This is a genomic window from Enterobacter sp. ECC-249, assembly GCF_043965265.1.
GTDB lineage: Bacteria > Pseudomonadota > Gammaproteobacteria > Enterobacterales > Enterobacteriaceae > Enterobacter > Enterobacter quasiroggenkampii.
Genome location: NZ_CP143662.1, coordinates 42960 through 63168, shown reverse-complemented (window position 1 = coordinate 63168; position 20209 = coordinate 42960). Strand labels below are relative to the sequence as shown.

Here is a 20209-nt window from a genome sequence, read left to right as displayed (position 1 = left end):
TCTGTTTTTTTATCTGGCTCACATATTAACCGATATGTCCGTTAGTTCGCCTCCGTCCCCAATAAGTGTGAATATAAGTCTGGCTGGCGAATCTGCCATGGAATTCTCATGTATGCTGACTTCTGCATGTGGCGGGAATGTTAACATTCCATTTTTTACAGAATGTACTCTATTTTCCTTATCCAAATAGCTGATACTTGAAATAGACAGATAGTTAGCTGAATGATTACTGCATTTCAGTAATCCTTTTATCTGCAGTGTACATCGTAACTTCGCCAGACTTTCAGCCGGGGTAGTGGTGACTAGCGCAGGTCTGTAAATAATTTTAATTTGCGTGTTCATGGTAACAAGAACACTGTTTTCTTTATCCATTCTTGTATCGGGCGGCATTTCATAAATATTCAGCCAAAAAAGTGACTCCCGGTCCTGAGCCAGTGATGTCTCATTTTTTACTATACGAATGCCTCTGACATCACCCGTTTCAAGTCTGAATACCGGAGGAAGGATGATAAAGGGAATGTTCTTCACATCTGGATCGCCTTCTCCATTATCGGCCCAGGTCTGCACAACTACCGGGTAAGAATTGGTATTTACCAGCATCAGGCTCTGCATCCTGTCAGAGGCATTGAAAATGACTCTTGACTGAGATGGCATTACGCCAGAGTGAACGGGAGATACTAACATCCAAAGCATCAAACTGATTATAATTTTATTCATTGTACCTGCACCATTACCGTCGCAGTGGATTTAACTTTGCCGGCTACAACTGTCTGGCCATCTATTTTTTTGAGCGTGGCGGTGAAGTTATAGCTGTAATTGGTATATCCGCTACTGGAACTGCCAACCGGTGTCGCATTATTCAGTACAGGATACCAACCCGCTGCATTGCCCGAATGGTTAAGAATATCCATGCCCTGCTCGCCGATGAGAGTTAGTGCTGTACCCGGTGCACTGCTGTATGAGATTGCGATCCCCACGCCTTTTGCCATTCCCGTTGCCTGATAGTTATCAGACAGCAGTAAACTGACGCCATTGCTGCTGTTTACCAGTCCAAGCCCCTTGGCTGCTGTAAATGCCCCGCTTGATACCTGGAATCCTATTGCGGTCTGGCCGGAATTCGCGGTTGTACCTGATGTAACTGAATTACTGCATTCAACCGTTACATTAAAACCCGCTGTGCTGGTCAGCCCCTTATTTAAATCACTTACTGAAATCGTTGGCAGAAGCACCACTGGTGTAGCACTTCTGGCGACACAGCTTGGTGAGTTGTAAAGCGTGTTGACAGACCTCATTCCATAACCAAATCCGTTATCAACTCCCCAGAAACGGTAGTTAGTGTTACTGTCTTCGCCTATGTTGTCATGGGTAAGGCCAGGGCCGACCAGCTGAATATAGGAATTCGGCTGTATGCATGAATAATTGACGCCGGTCGGTGTTCCTGTGACAACGCCGGATGTACCCCTTCCACAATAGGCTGAACCAGAACCACTCCCGGGAGGAATAGTACTGATGCGATATAATTCCGCCTGAAGAGCAGGTACGTCCTGCAGACGAATATCTATCTTGGCTGAGTTAGATGCGTTAGTGGCATAGGTCGTAACCGGAACTTTGGCCCAGTAACGGGTCAGCGTTACGCCACTCATTGTCTGTTTTATACCGACATAAGCGAAGTACGTTGCATACACATCCGGTATGCCGTCCTGTGCTCCTAGATCCCAGTAACCACCGACCCTGTCATCACCATTCGTTGCCGCAAGAAAATAAATATTCGGCAAATCTGTTAAATCACATGTCCATAGAATGGTCGACGCCGTTGCACCACCAAAGGTGTAGTTTGTCGGTGGCACGGTAATTGACCCCAGTAGGGTACGAACTGGCTGAAAGTAGGTATCCGTTAAATTGATGCGACCAAAAGGTATCAGTGCCGTCCTGTTATCTTCCGTCTGTGAAGCACCTGTGCTCTTACAGGTTGCCCAGCTCCCGAAGGCGCTCAGAGAAAGAAGCAAAACTAAAAGTGTACGTATCATCCTGTCAATTCTCTTCATGAAACACCTCCCTGCCGGTTGCTGCATGTTGCGCTGAGATTCACTATCTCTGCGTTTATCTCATGTTCGCTGAGAGTGTACGGTATGTAACATTTTTTACCGTTACCCCATTCAGCCAGAAGCTCACCGCTGGTATCTGGCACCCTGACATAGACCTGGCCTCCCTGTCCCGTAATTCCGATCGCCTCGCCTTGTTGATCGTAGACTTGCGTCCCCATCGGTAGGGTATTCCCGTCCCGGGAAGTCACCGTAATCAGCAGGGCTGTCCCTGTCCGCGTTTTAAAACTGACGTTAACAGCAGCACCGGCGACAGGAACCACTCTTTTCTGGCTGTCTATGATTTCTGCACGTCCCTGCATGCCTTTGGGATCAAGAGAAATATTGTTATAACGGTACGGCGTCAGTGCCGGAATTAATGCATAACCATTATTGTCGATAACCGTCTGGTCAGAGCTGAATATACGGGCCCCCTCGGCGCCTTTTGCCTCGACAATTGCAAAGGTATCACCCAGATAAGGGCCAAAAGTCACGCCACCTGCATGTACGGCTAACGCCCCTTGAGCGTTGGCCGAAGTTTGCCAGTATCCCTGTCCTTTCGAAGCGCTTGCAGCCAGCGACGCCTTTGGCAATCTCCGCTGTAAACTGCCGCTGAATACGTTCTGCTGGTACTTTTGATCCCGAATGGCGGTAATGCTGTAACTGGTTGTCTGATTGTCATCTGCCATACCTGAAGCACTTACCTGATATTGATCGCCCCCACTATTGCTGTGGTTATAGGATGTACTGAAACTCACGGGACGCGGGCTGTCTGAGAATAGCGGTATAGAGAATGAAACAGCTGCAGCATTTTCAACATGGCCACGATCGTTATAGGTTCCGACGCGTTGTCTTGTTAAAGCCACGTTCATACTGATGTTCTGACCAAGCATTTTGCTGAAACCCAGCTGGTATTGCGTGTCCCGCGACCGGCCGTCACGATAGGACTGAGTGGCGGCATTAATATATGATGTACCAAAATCACCGAGCGTCTGGCTCAGCGTCAGGTCCCATCTTTCGCGTTGACCGCTGGTATAATTTAACCATTCATTGCCTGTATATATTCTGTTCCTGTCACCCAGTACTGAAAGCAGATCGCGATAGCCGGCAGTAGAATATCTGTAGCTTGCAAGTGACAGGTTTGTACCGGTAGCACTGAAGGTTTTGCTCCATGACAAATGACTCATCCATCCCTGACTGGTTCTGTCGTCACTCAGTTTCGCCGTGGAGTAAGTTGCATCTGCACCAATTGCCCCGATTCTGCTGGCATGGACACCTCCAAAAACATAAGCCGTGTAATTTTTTGCCATGCGTAACCCACCGTTTGCAGTCAGCGCATTAGTTATCCCTCTCTGGTAGATAAAATCACCAAATTCGGTAGTCACATCCGTATCGCGTACTCTTCCGAGCGCTAAGTTATATTTCGACATGCCGGGACGTATTGACTCAGGTAAAGCTGAGAAGGGGACGGAAAAGGTTTTTATCGTGCCATCAGCTTCGGTAATAACAACAGTCAAGTCACCATTACCACCAGTAGGATAAAGGTCATTGATTTCAAATGCGCCTGGAGGAACGGTTGTCTGATAGATATCCTGGCCATTCTGACGTATGGTCACTTTCGCATTACTTGACGCGATACCTTTAATCAGCGGGGCGTAACCTCTTTGTGACTGAGGAAGCATCTCTTCAGCGGATGAAAGGTTTAATCCGTTATAGCTCATGCCAGAAAAGAACTTACCGTTGGTAATCAGTTGGCCAGCCATCAGTTGAGTGTTGAAAGCTGGCAGCGGACGCTGTACGTACTGGCGTACGTTATTCCACTGATATCCCGTCTCTTTATTCCAGTTAAGGTTGCTAATCTGCCGATATTGCCATGAGGCAATATTGATGCCTCCGTTTAAAGAAAGCCACAAAGAATCCAGGTTGCTGCCACGAGAGTCTGAGTAGGACACGTGATAATAGTTCGATACATAGTTCAGGAAACCCACGTTGTTCCCTGTCTGGAATTTCTCGGGATTGACATAATCCTTTGGTCTGCTGAGCAACATTGCCTGAGGTACTGAGACGTTAAGTTTTAGTTCAGAAAGGTTTGTCCGAGCAACAATTGCTGTTGAAATGTCGGAGGTAATGAGACAACTTTTCGTATTTTTTGAGACCGTTACATTCTCTCTGAGTCCGATATCAGATATCAGATTCTCTGGAAGGCACGGCAACACACTATTGTCATGCGTAATATAAGGGACTGTGTAATTTCCTAACAATTCATTGTTGATATAAACATCAAGTTTATATTCACCCGCCGCTATCGCGTTAGGGTTCTTAAGAGACTCAAGAACAGATTGATCGAAGTTAGTACCTTTAAACAGCTCAGCATCAAAAATATATTCTTCTGAGCTTACCTCATCAGATGCTGTGGCAGAGAAAGATATCACCGAAAGATTTACGATTAAGAGCGTTATGCTTAGTAAAGATAACTTAGTAACCTCTTGGGGCACTTTACAAGTGTCTTTCCTTAATGACATCCGCTCCATAGTCATTCACCATTATCAGTTTGATTGTCGTCCCTCGCAGTGAATGAATTCCATCCGGAAGAGACCATTTAACCTGTGAATCAGGATCTAACATTATGCTTTTGGCCAGTGTTATATAACGGCTGCCTGACTTCAGTTCAGCACTTCTGACATTAATAAAGTAACCCGTTGGGTTTTTAACTCGTAATTCGCTTCCAGATGCTGAGAATTCCATTTTGTCATACGCATCTTCCGCTTCTCCGCCCAGACCTGCTGGCCTATAGAAAATTTTCACCCTGTTAGTGATGGCAAGAACCAACTGGTTCTGGCTTTTCTGCTCAGGTGTGACCATAGGTAATTGTGTGAAACTAAGATAAAAAATCGATTCTCTGTTCTGAGGTAAGCGACTCGTATCTTTCGTAATTAACCTCACAGATTGTCCTGTTTCTCTCTCCATTCGAAATACAGGTGGTACAATAATAAAAGGTGAATGAGAATCAGGTTTACCTTTATCATCCGTAATCTGCATCTGAACAACGTAGGGCTGACTATCAGGGTTTTTCAACTGAACAGTTTTCTCTTTATTGTTGAATGGCACGATCACACGAGTACCGGTCATTACAACGTTTGCATTTGCGCCCGCCATCATGCCAAACGCTGCAAAAAAAAGAATTATTGGCCTGGTTTTCATATATTACCTGCTTGAGCTGGCTGCACCGAAATGCAGCCAGTGATATCATCAAAGGTAACTGATGCTGTATTCTGCAACAGAGGTAATTTTACCTGGCGTGCCCGCACTACCCAGTGAAAAATATTGCGCGCCGAACTCGTAGCTCGCGGTATTTTCGCCACCCGGCAGTACCAGTCCAGTAACACTGGTTACACCATTAAGCGCAATCGCAGTACTTCCACTGGTCCCTCCGTTGAGCAACTGAATACCAAACCCAGTCGCGGCATTTCCACCTGTAAGGGTATTCCCCAGCACGCCATAGGTTTTGTCAACGTTATATCCGAGGAAGTTGGTTTTAAGCGCAGTATCAGATGATCCGGCAGTGCATCCACTCACGGTAACTTTAAATGGTGTTAATCCTGCGGTTTGACTTGCGGCAAGTGTCGCACCGAAGTCCTTGATTGATACAGTTGGTAAAAGAACGACAGCATTTGTAGTCCCGTTAATATCCACTGTACAGGTTTGCTCAGTAACTTCCCCCTGGAAAGTGACTGTAGGTGCCGCTTCTGAAGCAAACGGAATGAGTGAAATAACGGCTAATGGTAAATATTTATTCAGTGTAATTTTCATGGCAATGTCCTATTGATGAATTTCACGGATTCCTGAATATAAGACTAATTTACTAGGATTTAAGACTCAAAAGAAAATGTCTACTTAAGAGTTTCATGTGAAGCAAATCATTCTGCTTTGAATAGAGTATGCGCACTGGTTTAATTTATGTCAATTATGCACACAAAATTGTTCATTTTTTTCAGATCAGCTTAACCTCTTGATAACTAAGGGTTATATTATATATACTTACACAAGAAAAAATATTTGTATAGGTTTTTTGTTTTTTTATTGATAATTTGTTAAAAAAATGATCTAAATAATAAGTAAACTACCATATTTGGTGGTTATACTAATTATGGAAAAAGGACTCCCTGCCAAATAAAGATAATGACTATCATTCAAGTTAATATTCGGCTTTACAGCAATGGCTGAATGTTTTTGTATTATCTGGACTGACCCCGCCCCGGTAGACGATCCTGCCCTATAGTTTGAGCATAGGAGGAGCGTATGGGCACACCACGATTTACACCTGAATTTAAGGAAGAAGCCGTCCGTCAGATAACAGAACGCGGTTATTCCGTTGCCGAAGTATCCGACCGTCTGGGCGTTTCTGCGCACAGCCTCTACAAGTGGCTACGGGCTATCAAACCTGATAACAGCGAACAGCATGCCCGGGATTTACTGGAAGCCAAAAGCGAGATCCTGAAACTCCGGGCGCAGCTAAAACGCACCGAAGAAGAACGGGATATCCTGAAAAAGGACGCGCGGTACTTTGCAAGGGAGCCCGACTGAAGTACCGCTTTATCAATGAGCACCGCACTGTATGGGGTGTGATGACAATGTGTCGGGTACTGAATGTCGCCCGGGCCGGGTTCTACGCGTGGCTGCATAACCCGGTCTCGGCACGCGATAAAGATAACCAGCGCCTGCTAACGCTTATCCGTGACTCATACTCACTGAGCGGAGGCATATACGGTTACCGGCGGGTTCATGGCGACCTGAACGAAATCGGGGAAACCTGCGGCAAAAACCGGGTGGGTCGTATTATGCAACTGAACCGGATCAAAGCCGTGCGCGGCTATAAAGCGCCGCGTCGTATCGCCGGCCGACCTTCAGTGGTTGCCCCTAATCGCGTGCAGCGGCAGTTTACTGTTGTCCGGGCCAATCAGGTCTGGGTTACAGACATCACTTACATCCGCACCTGGCAGCGCTGGTTGTATCTGACGGTGGTTATCGACCTCTTCGCCCGTAACGTGGTTGGCTGGTCGATGAAGCCCACTCTCTCTCGCGAACTGGCTCTCGACGCGCTGATGATGGCCGTCTGGCGTCGAAAACCGGACGGTGAGGTTATCGTACATAGCGATCAGGGCAGCCAGTACGGCAGTGACGACTGGCAGCGCTTCTGCCGGGCTAATAACCTGGCCCCAAGCATGAGCAGGCGTGGCAACTGCCAGGATAATGCGGTGGCCGAATCGTTCTTCAGTTCGCTGAAAAAAGAGCGGATCAGAAAACGCATCTATAAAACCCGGGATCTGGCCCGGGCCGATATCTTCGATTACATTGAAGTGTTCTACAACCGGGCCCGGCACCACAGTCACCTCGGCGGCGTCAGTCCGGAGTCCTTCGAACAGGCCTCGTCGTGAGGACAGGAAATGTCTACTGTTGAGGGGGCAGTCCATTTTCGTTACCAAACTGCCCACTAAAGAACGGGTATATGAGGTGTTATCGTTAACCTTCTGCCTGTCCATGATGACGAACTGGCTGGCTACAGGGGCGTATCTGTGATTTTATAAGCCCATAATGACGAAGGCGTTTACAGTTGTACAACATCTCATCAGCAGCATTCAGCATCACATCCAGGTCTGCCATAAGGCTTTCGCAACTGGCAGTACCGACACTGCCGCTCAGATGAATCGTCATACCTGGCAGCTCAAAGGGCTGCTTGAGGCTTGTGTCATTTTGCTCTCGCAGCACATCAGACTCTTCCACATGACTTAAGATATTTTGCAGCACGACGAACTCATCCCCCCCAATCCGGGCAACTGTTGCCCCTTCAGGAACTATTCTTTTGAGTCGATCTGCAACAATTTTAAGCACCCTGTCCCCTGAAGCATGCCCATGGTTATCGTTGACATCCTTGAAGCCATCAAGGTCAATACTGTGAATGGCGATCAGTCTGCTTTTCAGTATCGTTCGTCGAAAGGCCTCTCTTAATCCCAGCCGGTTAGCCATTCCCGTCAGGGGGTCATTACGAGCAAGGACTTCCATATCCAGACGCATGCTTATATTACGCACCGAATTGCGATGGATATACATAACACTATGGATCCCTCCTAGCAGGAAGAATAGAAAGATTACTGAAACCATCCGATGTGAGGTTTCTCCCATCATGAAGGTATCGATAATGGCTGGAATCGTAGCTATCACCATGGCTGTACTGGCGATAACCGGCCGCGGAGCCAGACGCGTTGATACACCTGCGCAATATCCGAATAATAGCGCTGTGGCCAATAAGTGCAGTTGAGTGTGAGTAGATAAAAACATGAGCGAAGATAAAAGACTTACTGATGATGAAACAGTTACTGTCATGACGGTATGGGCAAGTTCCCAGCGTTTTGATTTATCCAGTCCCGGTAATTCAGATGACAGACGAAGCCTGTGCATCTGTAGCAATATTATGATCACTTTAGCAATTGAGCCTGCTCCTCCCATCAGGGTACCAAGCAAAATAGGAATACTTCCCTGAATCCAGAAGGCATAGCTACCAATGATCAGAAGGGTGATTCCCATCATACTGGTCGGGATAAGCGTGCGTGAAAGTTCGGCAACTAGAGCCCTGTAGACATCCGGTGATTCTTTCCTGATAAGTCTCATAGATGTTCCTTCTTCCGTTCCATCGAACATAACCTCAATGACATCAGCTTTTCAGGCAACTAACGTTGCCACAATCCGCAGTTTATCGAGAAGGGGGTTCTTAATGATCAAGCACAATCTGCTTACCATCATAAGTCAGAATATAGCCGACCTTTTGACCCTTAGTAGCGGGTTTGTAACATATGATTCATAAGATGTAGCGTATTCACTTCATTCAACACAATCCTCATATTAGTTTGCAGAGACTATTGGATGGGGATATAAATGTGAACGGACAAAACAGATCATATGGTCATCAACTCTGTTCGCGATATCGATGGTAGCTTCAGCCTTTTCCCGACATGATCGCGCGGACAAGCTCGAATTTGTGATATTTTGCAAGATACTCGTTGGCATTCCAGTAGGGTACATTCTTAAGCGCGCCGGCTTGGACTGCAGGTCGAATCAATATATGAATGTGTTAAACATCTTTTGCCATGATTGTACGCTAAGAGCTTGGCACGTTATCATACTGGTTTGTATATTTGCCGTTTAGTTTTGGTTTGCTAAGGTATGCCTGTTTTAAACCATTAATCTTTGAGGATCTCATGTTTTGCGATGAACCTCCTTCGGGAATGACCATAATAGACTGATTACCTTTAAAAGAGTTCATTAAAGATAATCAGATCTCAGGTTATGATTATCTTTATATCGATGCATGTGTGTCGGGGTGAACTATGCTTTTCAAATTACTCTATCTTCCTACAGCTTTAAATGCTGCTGATCGCTATCACTTTTCTGACTATGAAATGGCGATTCGTCATAAAAATCACAAAACAAGAATATCATTGCGTGTCTTTGTATCCGGACTCATGAGCCGTTTTACCCAAAAAAAACAGGATGCTATTAGATCGCATATTGATTCAATCTTACCATAACCTCTTTTTCCGCACAGCCTCCAGCTTAAATCCTGTAGGCTGTGTTTGAAATACGAGCTAAACGTATATTATTAATTCGCGCACACAGGAGATGCTTCATGAAAAAAAATGTAAGATATGAGTTTCATCACCTCGGAATCCCGGTCCAAGACAGTGAGGACCAGGGCGTATTCAGTGAAGTCGCTGGAATGTATACCACCGACAATCCCGGCAAGTTCCGTATACAGTGGCACAGATTCACCGAGAACTCGACTCTACACCCTCTAATTAAAACCGTACCCCATGTTGCATTCAGGGTTGATAATCTTTCTGAGGCGATAAAAGGCGAAAGCCTGCTTCTGGGACCCTATGAACCTATTGATGATTACTTCGTGGCGATCATCAATGATAGTGGAGTTCCAGTTGAGTTCATTCAGACTACACTGTCGGATGATGAATTGTGGCGACGAGCACGTAGTGGTGAAGGCAAGTTGTACCGGGGATAAATCTTTCGTTATTCACTTTCTCTACATGCAAATATTCATGCTGTCATTCCTGACGACGTAATCTTGCTTTTCAACGTTAATGTACTGAGCTGTCTGAAGAAATCTTATCTGACTATTCTTACGGATGTCTGAAGAGGGTTATATTAGCGTTGCTAGCCTCCTCTCTTACAACTCCGATGATTAACATACCAAGATGTGATTAATTTTTCATTAGTAACGAGAGGGTATCTCTATTTAGAGTCGCTTTACCGACGAGTAGATCATCAATATCCTCTCCTCTCAGAATAAGTAAAATTTCATCCTCTTAGTATAAAAGCCTTTAAGGGGGGCCATCATTACAAATTTGAAGCGAAACAAACTTAGAATCTCATAGCGATACTGGGTTGCGCAGGAACCTGATGCACCATTCTAGATAGTATTCACAATTCTCACCTGCTTAATGCATTAATGGGTTCCCCAGAATCAGCGAAATTTTCGTCAACACAGTCTGAATCAGAAAACCAGTTTATACAGGTAAATTATCTCATTGCTGCACTGGAAGGTATAATGTTCGTTCAGCAAAATGTGCTGATTGAGCACCGACGATATCTGGTAATGGCCTCAGTCTCCCTGCCATTCACTTAGAAAAACAATCTAGCTTGCGGGCTCCAATATTTTACCTGTTATACAATGAAATGCAGATGTACAGAACGTAAAGCAATCCATTCAGACCTAGCCAAGATACCGGCATTCTTCTCCTTCTTGCCCCACAGAATAGCCATAATGCGGCGACCAGTGTGATTACAATTCCTGTAAGAACTTCCGAACGAGGCTCCCAGGGAGTCAGCGTGATGCCAATTGCAGGCAACAGTGTCCCCTGAAATACCATCGCCCCCGTAATGTTCCCGACCGCAAGTGTGTCTTTGCCACGACGAATCCACAGAATACTGTTAATTTTTTCCGGCAACTCTGTGGCTATCGGGATAATTATCAGGGACAACAGTAAAGCCGAGATCCCCAAATACTCTGAGGCACTTTCTACACCACTGATAAACCAGAAGGCCCCTGCCAGAAGGATGCTGATACCCAGAATAACTTGCAACAGGATGACGGGTAAATTTTCGGATCGTACCACTCGGGATATATACAATGACTGTTGTGCCTCCGTTCCTGCCCCTTCCTGAACCAGATGACGGGATGCTTTGATCGTCCGAAAAACATAGAGAAAATACAAGATGACCAGCATCAGGCTGATGATTTGGCGGCACTGCGACATGCTGTGCGGAATGAACATGGCCAGTGAGGCAAAAGTGAAAGCAATCAGGAAAAAGCCCGTATCGCGTCGGAATCCCCCCGGTTCAGGGCAAATTTCCCCTCTAAGACCGCGTTTATCGATAATGGCTAATCCCATTAGAAAAACTGACAAAGTAGACAGCATCAGGGGAGCCCCAAGAATCGCACCAACACCGATCTCTTCACTATGATTCGATAGGGTCGGGCCGGTGATAATGGCCAGTAGCGGTACAATTGTCTCAGGCAAAGCGGTCCCTACAGCCGCTAAGATGGAGCCCGTTACCCCCTGTGATAGACGTAGTTTCTGCCCGAGATGCTCGAGGGCGTTTGTAAAAATTTCGGCGGCGATCAGGATGATAACCAGTGAAAAAAGTAGCTCAGCAATTGAAGACATCATAATAACAATACTCAGGGATATACGGTTATGACTGATCCGGAACAAATCCGGCTTATTGTTACTTACCGCCAGGCCTAAGAGACCCTACTAGGATGGCTGGGCACAGCGGCTTTTATAATGATCCTTTGGCTGTCGAACCGTTTACAGATCACCTGTAACGAGACAGCATACTGCCACAAGTTATCGATGAAATCAAAAAAACACTTGTATTTCAATTATTTATAGCGTTTGCTATGTTTCATTCCCTTGGCTATAACAGTGAGTAGATTAAGAGGGAAATGTGGAAACTGAAGCGTGCTTAATGAAGCCCTGTTTGATGTTACGTTGATGTTACGTTGATGCGGCGCTAACTCCGACGAACGGGTCATCGGTATTCTTCTTTAGGCATGTAGGGTTCAGTTTGGATATCGAAAATTATTTTACTTTAAGGTGATTTTTTATAGCCCTCTCTGTGGTAAAGGGACTTGACCACGTTGACAGGCCGCTATGAGCGAACAGCGGAAGTTCAGATTGCCAGGTAAGATCATATAGCCATTTTCAGCCAGGGAAATCAGCCCGATGACAAAGAACGATCGACAGGCCTACAGATTTTTGTAGTTTTAAGATGTAATCCGTAAAAACCCCTTAAGATTCCAATTGATTAGTCGACACTAATCTAGTATTTTCAATTCAAGGTACATGTTAAATCACGTGTAAGTTATAAAATAACAGGAATTTTAATGGCGGACCATAAAATACTCCTCACTACTAATAGTAATGAGGTCATTAGTAAAAAATCATATTGGTCAATGTTCTATTATGCGATAATTTCCACAATTAGGCAGCAGAAAACATTAACTACTCCGTGGGATGATAAATTAAAAAGCCTTCAGTCTTATAAGGGCCAATTGATTGACAGCTCTTTCTTTAGCAATATGATTGGTTCAATAAAAAATCATGGATTTGAGTATCTCATGGTTGAGTTTTTACGCACCGAGGAAGGTTGGTGGGCTTTCGAGGATTTATGTGAGTCCATACTTGAAGACCATGGTATATGTGATTTTAATATCAAATACTATAATATTACAAAAACTGGGGTCGATTATTCTCTTTATGAAAAACAATTAAAACACAATACACAAAACGTTAATTTTTTGCTCCCTGGTAAAAGCACGCTAAAACAATCATCAATTGTCACACCTTTGAACGGGAATTTCGAAGACATCTATATTAGAATGATAAAAAACTCTGACATTTACATTGAGGTTTCTGATGGGCATGAGCGTTTTTCATTTGTAGGTGAAGTTGAAGGAAATGATGGTGATAAAATGCTTAGGCCAGGTTTTTTTAAAGGTATAAAGGGACTGTATAGTACGTTTGGTATCTGCGCATCGGATAGAAAAAGATACAGTTCGGTTCTTATTGATGAGCCGGTGAAAGTTCTTTGGGCTCCAAATACAGGACACTGGATTTTACATTTTAAAAAATCAGATGAATTTTATTTAGATTATATTACGGCCGCTGAAAATATGAGGAAACTTGTAAATGGCCATCACTCTAATTTAATGAAGGAGTTAAGAAATGATCCAGACCATCAATCCGTACTTCAAATAATAAATAATAACTGGCAATCAGATGTTACTTATTTGCTAAATTTGCTCATAGAATCCATTTCGTACATTAATGGTGATAAGGAAGTGTATAATCTAGATATTCTACCAGATAATTCTTTAGCATTTACCCCTTCGCAACTTATTATGTCTACTGGGAAACAGTATTACAGTACTATTAAAAAGTAGCTAATCCATTATGAGTGACTTGGTTTTCGAAGTATCATTCCCAATGATATACCCATCAGTCTACCACCATAATGATTGGCTCTTAAATTAAATTACCTCTTTCAGAACTCACTTTCTGATCGATTGCATTTGCAATGCAGATTGCCTTAGGTAATTATTCAGGTTGAAGAAGGATCTGTTTAACACATAAATACTGGAATTTCTCACACCTTATCAAAATTTCAATTCTAGTAATATATTTTCAACGACACATCAATTTTCCTGTAAGAATAGATCATATACAGTAATCTTCTTAGGATATTTAGATATGTCCGCTCCTGGCACAAAGCGGACAGACAGACAGACTGAGCTGAAGGTCCGCTATGAGCGAAGAGCGTACATTGGGCTTGGAGGATATCTGAACTATTCTCCGGAAATTATCTAATAAGCGAATGGTATGGATTACAGGCATGCTTGCAATTCCCGACAAACTATAAACAGCATGAAGTCGCGATTTTTTCTACAATTGGATAAAGTTTTCAACTTTTCGGTCGTTAATTATTTTTTAGATAGATTTTTCCAGGAGAAGAGCAATGGCATTTACCGTCGGTGAAAACTATGCGTTCAGGGACATACAGAAGCGTTATAAATTCCTGAAACCGGGCAAAAAGGGACTGTCGCAGGGCGGTTTTTTAAATCCCTCGCGTGGCAATTCCTCCACATTAATTCGCGCCATCTTTGCGCGCAGAGAGGTCAATGGACCTCTGGATAATCTATTGTTCGTTTCTGGCGATAATGAGTACCGAAACTACTTCACCCGTCTTGAGAAAGTGCAAAAGGAATGTAGCCCATTCTTCTATTTTAAAGAAAAGAATGGCGAGTGGTCTTATATGGGGCACAGTAAGGTGGATCGTTTACTGGAGCCCGACTCAAAAGAATTAACCCTCTTGCTTGATGAAATGGGTTGCACGTTGGAAACGGTTGATGAGGTGGATGGCAAACCATTGTGGCAGCTTACAGCATTTGGAGTGCAAGGTTTTATCAGACCGCGTAGACTGGAATTTATAGTGGTCTTAGAGCAGGATGCGTAGCTAACTGTCTTTGTCATCAAATATGTCTGTGGGGCGTTCAGTAACGTCATTTTCAGTATGCTATATCAAGAAGAAACATCACCGTTGTTCGTCGTTTGACGCGACATCACTATAACGAGATGTTCCGCAGACCAACGATGAATTGCTGAGGCCGGTACAGAGACACCTATCGCCAGTAAGATCGAAATTACATCTCGAAAAAAGTGATGCGTTATTATCTGGCTCTATACTAATTCGCCCCTATCGGCCTGACTTAGCCTTGCTCCGAGATTTCCTTCGTCATTTATAGAGGGTGATTTCAGAACAACGCGTCTTTATAGGGATGCCCTCACGTTTCTGAAGAAGAAATGCCAAAGATCACAACGTATTAATTAACAGTGAGCAGGTCAGCATCATATAACATATGTTGAGCCCTTATAGTGAAATAGTAAAAGCCCCTTGCGAAGGGGCCTGATTAAGAAAAATTATAGAGAGCTTTTTTTAGCCCCATCGATCTCAGCCTGGCAAACATCATCATTTTTAAATGTATACTGAAGGTAAACATACCCCTGCGCAGAACTGTTCGCTCTTGCTTCAATAGAAATAGCACCAATGTTATTTTTCAGCGGCGTTTCCTGCGTTCCCTTCCAGGTAGCTGAAAGGAATCGTTCCTTTTTGTTAAGCCCCATCATCCAGTCCTGAGGTTCTTTCCAGATAGAACCTGACAGTAAAAGGTCTGTGGTTTCAGCCTTTCCATAAAGCGAGCTTAACGAGCTACTCAACTCTTCAAAGCGAGATTTCAAGGCAAGCCCATAACTATCAGTATCAATGTTTTTACCGACAGCTCTGATTTGGCATAAGCCTGCTTTAGGCGAGATCAACAAACCATACATTTCAAAATCAGCGTTGGGCTTCGGTAACTTATCGGAAGTATAGAGATTTACGCTAAGCTTGTTTTCCCAGTACAGCATTGCTGCATAATAGTTACAACATACAATACCTTATAGAAAGGTCTTTCCGGCCCTTCGGGCCGGGCTGCGGCGCTTTTCAGGGGGAAGGTGTGCAGTGTTGTTACCGCTGTGCACTGAGGCCGATAAATGGTGAAGAGGGGCTGTTTGCTTCAAAATCGCGAAGGGGTATCAGGTGTTGAGATATTAACTCTTAACGTATGTTGTAACTAATGATTGTCCTTTTATCATGCCGTCCGGTCCTCTCTTACTACAGCTGGAGCCAAACTAAGGATCAGGAGAGAGCCGAAAAACCGGGGCAGCCGACTTACGCCCTGCCCCTTCTGAAACATTACTCGGCAAACCGGGCCAGCAACTCGTTTGCGGCCAGCTGGCCAAGTGCATTCGCCGCGAAGGGGCTGTCACCCGTCAGTACGTTACGATCTTTGTGTACAGTCCCCTTGATGTCGCTATTAACAATGTTCATCCCCATTTTCTGCAGGGCCTCACCGAAGTACCAGGTCAGATGCCCCGGCATATATCCCATCGCAGGGGTTTCTTTGTCTGCACTGTCAGGGAAGGCGCACACTGAATAACCACTCAGCGGATTGTCTCCCTGGCGCAAGGACAGAAACGCGGCAGGGCCATGACACAGTGAGATGAGGACACGATCTGCCTGCATGGCCCAGCGCAGGGTGTTCGCCACGTCCTCGCTCCCGGGCAACCCTATCAAGGCGCCATGCCCGCCCGGAATGAAGACCGCGGCATACTCATTGTCTTTCGTCAGCCGGCTGACAACATCAGATAGTTTTTGCGGGATCCTGAATTTCGACAGCGTCTCCCGAAAGAAAGGCATAATAAGTTCATCTTCACGGGGCATCGCCCAGTACTCGAATTTTGCCATCTGCCCCGATAGGGTGGCCACGTCAAAATCGAACCCAGCTGCCCGCAAATGATATAAGGGCAAAAGGGTCTCAACTGGATGGTTTCCCGTAGAAAATAGTGCCCCGGTATCGGTTGGCAGATAGCGTTCATCCGCTGCAATCACGAGTATCTTTTGGCTGCCAGTGTACCGCTTCAGATAATCTGCCCCGCTGAGGTCGGAGACAGGGCTGGTAAACTGACTGAGCGAATACGAGGAGGGAAAAAAGGCATTCTCTTCAGCAGGATCAATTTGTGGCTGTTTACGGGCATCGTCAGTCATGGTTCATCCTCATCCGGAAAAATGAAAGCAACCTGCCGTAGCTATAAGGACATTCCTGTTGTCCGCAGGCGCCTGAGACTGCTAAGCGTAGCAGTCCTGGCAGTACTGATAAGGGTAAATAATCCGCATTCTGCAACCTGTCACCCCAGCGCGTCACATTCTGTCCGGATTCCGGGCAGACGGTTTACCGTAAGCTTACTTCATCTCGGAAGGAGAAATTCGCCCCAGCTATTAACACCTGAAATACGTATAACCGCCATCAATACGACAGGCCGTGCATTTCCCTCAGCGGTGAGGCAGGGTTAGTGCGTCATCCGGTCATTGTGAGGTCGAACTCGCTGGCTAAAGGAGATGCTGATACAGGTTATTCGCCAGGTATCACGATGCGGTCATCTCCTGGCGGTTTCTGAGCCACATTCTGCATTAATTTCTTCTTCAATAACCGACGATACGTTGTGTTAAACCAGATTTTTAAACTTGCGCTTAATCATAATGCCCTGAGGAGTACAGTCTTTTGATTCTGCAATCTGTAGCTGCACTGTACGCGTTATAACAGTGGCTGGCGTCTTCAACCTCCCGCTTGCAGCGTCCGAAGTCATGAAAGACCGTGTCAGGTGTTTGACCATCTCGCGTATCTCACTGTTATGATGGATATGAGCGAGCATAGTGGGTAAAAATTTCACGCCCGCCAGGACCGTGGCTGTCGTCAGTAAAAGAACGGTCATCCTAAACCGCATAGCGTTTCATTCCTGCTTATCCACGTATTTTTCAGTGCTCTTCAGCCCGGTTTTCATGCGTTCCCACCTATCGGTCGTTCAGTAAAAGTGTCTCAGGATATAAGCCATTCTTTCAACACGGTATCAACCATCCCTTTCACACGGGGATATACTCGAATCTCAGCATCCGTTTTAAGACGATTCGAGACGCTTTCAGCTGTCAGGCGGGGTAAAGAAGGACAACAGCGATCAGTGAGTAGGAGGTTCGACACAACCCGCAGCGGAGTAATCGTTTTGGCGAGGCTTTTACACTCAAGTAAGGAGAAATATCTTCCGGGTAACAATCGCTGATGTTTCATCACCCAGCCAGACATAAAAAAAAGGGCGCTTTCCGGGGGAATCGCGTCCTTAAATGAAGCATGTAACTTTAAATACTTTTTCGCTTTCAGCCCTATCTTACACCCTTCGGAACAAACTTAACCTGCCATATATGGCACAGACGGATCACATCAGAAAGGCATCATGATGTAACTTCCTGAACAAGATTGCCTTCTCCTGCCAAGTTGTTTCGTCAATCGGCATCGTTACCCTGCAATGCTATCCAGTATGACGAATCGCGCTGTGGGCAGGACTCTGCAGCGGCTCATCCGATGGAGCAGACAGCAAGCAATGACCCTAAACACATGCGACGCTGTACCAGATATGATGAGCATTACTTGCGCATCCCGTTAGACTTAGGAAAAGTGTCGGGGCGTACCCTACTGTAACTGACACTTTCGCTGTCAGCGAACATCTCAATGCTGTCGATGAAACTCAGGATACCCTGCGCCATGCTTTCCTGTCCGTATCCTGATGATTATCGCGTAGTCAGCATGCCCGATTATGGAGATTGTGAGCCCGTAGCCGCCGCTGTTAAAAACGTTTAGTGCGCAGTGGATATTGACACCTGAAGCATAAGGGAGAACGGAGGAGTCCCCCATGATGCGCATGGCCAGTCACGTCGGTGAAATAGTGGTTCAAATCCCGTGACAACGGCATGGATTTACGAATAATGACGTTAAGTTGAGGTCATCTTAAGCAGAACAGATGAAAAAACGGAACACTACAATACTGATAGTCAGCCTTATCGTCCCGTTCTTGCTGTGTATCTTACTGTCTGTCGGAATGGCTCTCCGTGAGCTGAAACGGGATACCGCTGTGACAGCGGATATCCTGCTGAGCCAGGTTGATCATGTAACTAGGATTGCCCGGCATGCAACCCGCGTCACGGCCGGGATGGCGGACCGTCCGTGTGCAGATATTCTTGAAAACATAACTGCAACCGGTGCGTTTACGCCCTATCTCCGCAGCACAGGCCTGATACGTGATGACGCACTGGTGTGCTCCTCTGTGACAGGCGCTCGCGTCAAGAATGTTAGGCAGATGTATGGCACTTACCTGGATGCTAGGACTGGAGACAACAAAATTTTCGTTCTTCCCGGTACCCTCAGCGTTCCCGGGCAGGAAGCCATTATCTATGCGTCGCGCACGGACAATGGCATGATTGCCTTCAGCGTGGTCGATGCCCGGTACTTCATCGACCTGATGGATTCTCTCGACTATGAAAATCATGCGGTCTTGCATCTGCAGTTCAGCAGCGGGCCGGCCATCTCCTCTCCGGATAATGCCGGCCAGCATACGTTCGCCTTCCGGTCGGAGTTCCGCTCACAGGCCAGTCAGGCTCGCCTGCAAGTAGCGATCCCCCTTCAGTCACTTCGCCATTACGTTCTGCGTAATCTGCTGTTTCTGGGGCCGCTATTTCTTTTGGTTTCCATGGCGGGAATTTATCTCTGGCGACGCTGGCAAACCCGGCAGATGTCTCTAGCTGAAGAGCTCGAAAAAGGGATCGCCCAAGGAGAGTTTTCAGTACATTATCAGCCGGTGTGTGAAACGACATCGGGTTCGTGTACTGGTGCGGAAGCCCTGATGCGCTGGCAGCGCCGAGATGGAAAAAATATTTCACCCGCCGTTTTTATTAGGGCGGCGGAGGAAAACGGAATGATCACTCCTCTGACTCGGCACCTGTTCGAGCTTATCATTAGGGACGTTGAAGGCTGGAAGATATCCGCTCCGTTCCATCTCGGCGTCAATATTGCTGCCGCTCACCTGCAGCAACCGAGCTTTATCACGGATGTGCTCAGACTGTGGGTTGCCCTCGACCAGAATTTCCGCCTGATGCTGGAGATCACTGAGCGCAGCTTAGTAGAAGACACCTCCCTCGCAGCAGAAAAACTCAATGCCCTACGCGAAAAGGGATGCCAAGTCGCCGTGGATGATTTTGGCACCGGCTATTGCGCCTTGAGCATGCTTCAGAGCCTACCGGTGGACTACCTGAAAATTGATAAAAGCTTTATCGATACCCTTACCTCCGCCGGTGCAGATACGCCCATTCTGGACACGATTGTTGTGCTCAGCCAGCGGCTCGGCCTGGCCACTATTGCGGAGGGGATTAGTACTGCCCATCAGGTAGAATGGTTGCAGGCTAACAACGTGCCTTATGTTCAGGGCTATTTTTACGCCAGACCGATGCCTGCAGCGGCCTTTTATCAGTGGTATACCGAACAAAGCGCCCAAACTCTGCCGGCTCGCAAAATTACTACACTCTCGTAATACCCTAGTTTCAGGAATATTGTGTCGCCGCGATACGCAGCGCTATGC

General features: G+C 45.9%; 13 protein-coding genes and 1 pseudogene. 5 read left to right on the top strand and 9 right to left on the bottom strand.

Annotated features, from left to right (window positions below):
* Window positions 1-18 precede the first annotated feature (18 nt).
* The 5 genes from V1587_RS22555 to V1587_RS22535 are packed head-to-tail and all read right to left on the bottom strand — an operon-like array spanning window position 19 to window position 5891.
* Window positions 19-717 carry a molecular chaperone gene (locus V1587_RS22555; protein WP_371899304.1) on the bottom strand — a complete coding sequence of 233 codons (699 nt, stop codon included), beginning with the start codon at window positions 715-717 and terminating at the stop codon, window positions 19-21.
* Window positions 714-2045, bottom strand: a complete 1332-nt coding sequence (locus V1587_RS22550) for a fimbrial protein (protein ID WP_032640039.1) — start codon at window positions 2043-2045, stop codon at window positions 714-716. Before V1587_RS22550 ends, V1587_RS22555 begins: the two co-directional genes overlap by 4 nt.
* A complete protein-coding gene (locus V1587_RS22545; RefSeq protein ID WP_371899303.1) occupies window positions 2042-4612 on the bottom strand; it encodes a fimbria/pilus outer membrane usher protein in 2571 nt (856 codons plus the stop codon). The genes V1587_RS22550 and V1587_RS22545 overlap by 4 nt, the downstream gene beginning before the upstream one ends.
* Window positions 4578-5282, bottom strand: a complete 705-nt coding sequence (locus V1587_RS22540) for a molecular chaperone (protein ID WP_248212950.1) — start codon at window positions 5280-5282, stop codon at window positions 4578-4580. Before V1587_RS22540 ends, V1587_RS22545 begins: the two co-directional genes overlap by 35 nt.
* A 48-nt stretch (window positions 5283-5330) precedes the next feature.
* Window positions 5331-5891 (bottom strand): fimbrial protein, encoded by a 561-nt coding sequence (locus V1587_RS22535; protein ID WP_371899302.1) that lies wholly within the window; start codon window positions 5889-5891, stop codon window positions 5331-5333.
* 489 nt (window positions 5892-6380) lie between these two features.
* On the opposite strand from V1587_RS22535, the gene V1587_RS22530 reads away from it, so the two are divergent.
* A protein-coding gene (locus tag V1587_RS22530) for an IS3 family transposase (RefSeq protein WP_395314602.1) occupies window positions 6381-7516 on the top strand; the annotation gives its coding sequence in 2 pieces (ribosomal slippage) (window positions 6381-6627 and window positions 6627-7516; 1137 coding nt in all).
* Between the two features lie 85 nt (window positions 7517-7601).
* Here V1587_RS22530 and V1587_RS22525 read toward each other — a convergent pair.
* Window positions 7602-8747: a diguanylate cyclase domain-containing protein gene (locus V1587_RS22525; RefSeq protein ID WP_395314601.1), complete on the bottom strand. Its 1146-nt coding sequence runs from the start codon at window positions 8745-8747 to the stop codon at window positions 7602-7604.
* 1015 nt (window positions 8748-9762) lie between these two features.
* On the opposite strand from V1587_RS22525, the gene V1587_RS22520 reads away from it, so the two are divergent.
* Window positions 9763-10149 (top strand): hypothetical protein, encoded by a 387-nt coding sequence (locus V1587_RS22520; protein WP_248199606.1) that lies wholly within the window; start codon window positions 9763-9765, stop codon window positions 10147-10149.
* Window positions 10150-10804: 655 nt separating this feature from the next.
* Here V1587_RS22520 and V1587_RS22515 read toward each other — a convergent pair.
* Window positions 10805-11818, bottom strand: coding sequence for a sodium:calcium antiporter (locus tag V1587_RS22515; RefSeq protein WP_395314600.1), 1014 nt, complete (start codon window positions 11816-11818; stop codon window positions 10805-10807).
* A gap of 719 nt (window positions 11819-12537) precedes the next feature.
* Here V1587_RS22515 and V1587_RS22510 point away from each other — a divergent pair.
* Both V1587_RS22510 and V1587_RS22505 read left to right on the top strand, forming a co-directional pair.
* Window positions 12538-13596 carry a hypothetical protein gene (locus V1587_RS22510; RefSeq protein WP_395314599.1) on the top strand — a complete coding sequence of 353 codons (1059 nt, stop codon included), beginning with the start codon at window positions 12538-12540 and terminating at the stop codon, window positions 13594-13596.
* Between the two features lie 572 nt (window positions 13597-14168).
* Window positions 14169-14666 (top strand): hypothetical protein, encoded by a 498-nt coding sequence (locus tag V1587_RS22505; protein ID WP_395314598.1) that lies wholly within the window; start codon window positions 14169-14171, stop codon window positions 14664-14666.
* 464 nt (window positions 14667-15130) lie between these two features.
* Here the strand turns inward: V1587_RS22505 and V1587_RS22500 are convergent.
* Both V1587_RS22500 and hchA read right to left on the bottom strand, forming a co-directional pair.
* Window positions 15131-15592: pseudogene (locus tag V1587_RS22500) on the bottom strand (hypothetical protein); the annotation flags it as partial.
* 352 nt (window positions 15593-15944) lie between these two features.
* Window positions 15945-16796, bottom strand: a complete 852-nt coding sequence (gene hchA, locus V1587_RS22495; RefSeq protein ID WP_064786185.1) for a glyoxalase III HchA — start codon at window positions 16794-16796, stop codon at window positions 15945-15947.
* Window positions 16797-18598: 1802 nt separating this feature from the next.
* Here hchA and V1587_RS22490 point away from each other — a divergent pair.
* Complete coding sequence (locus V1587_RS22490) at window positions 18599-20161, top strand: EAL domain-containing protein (RefSeq protein ID WP_395314630.1); 1563 nt, start codon at window positions 18599-18601, stop codon at window positions 20159-20161.
* The last annotated feature ends 48 nt before the right edge of the window (window positions 20162-20209 follow it).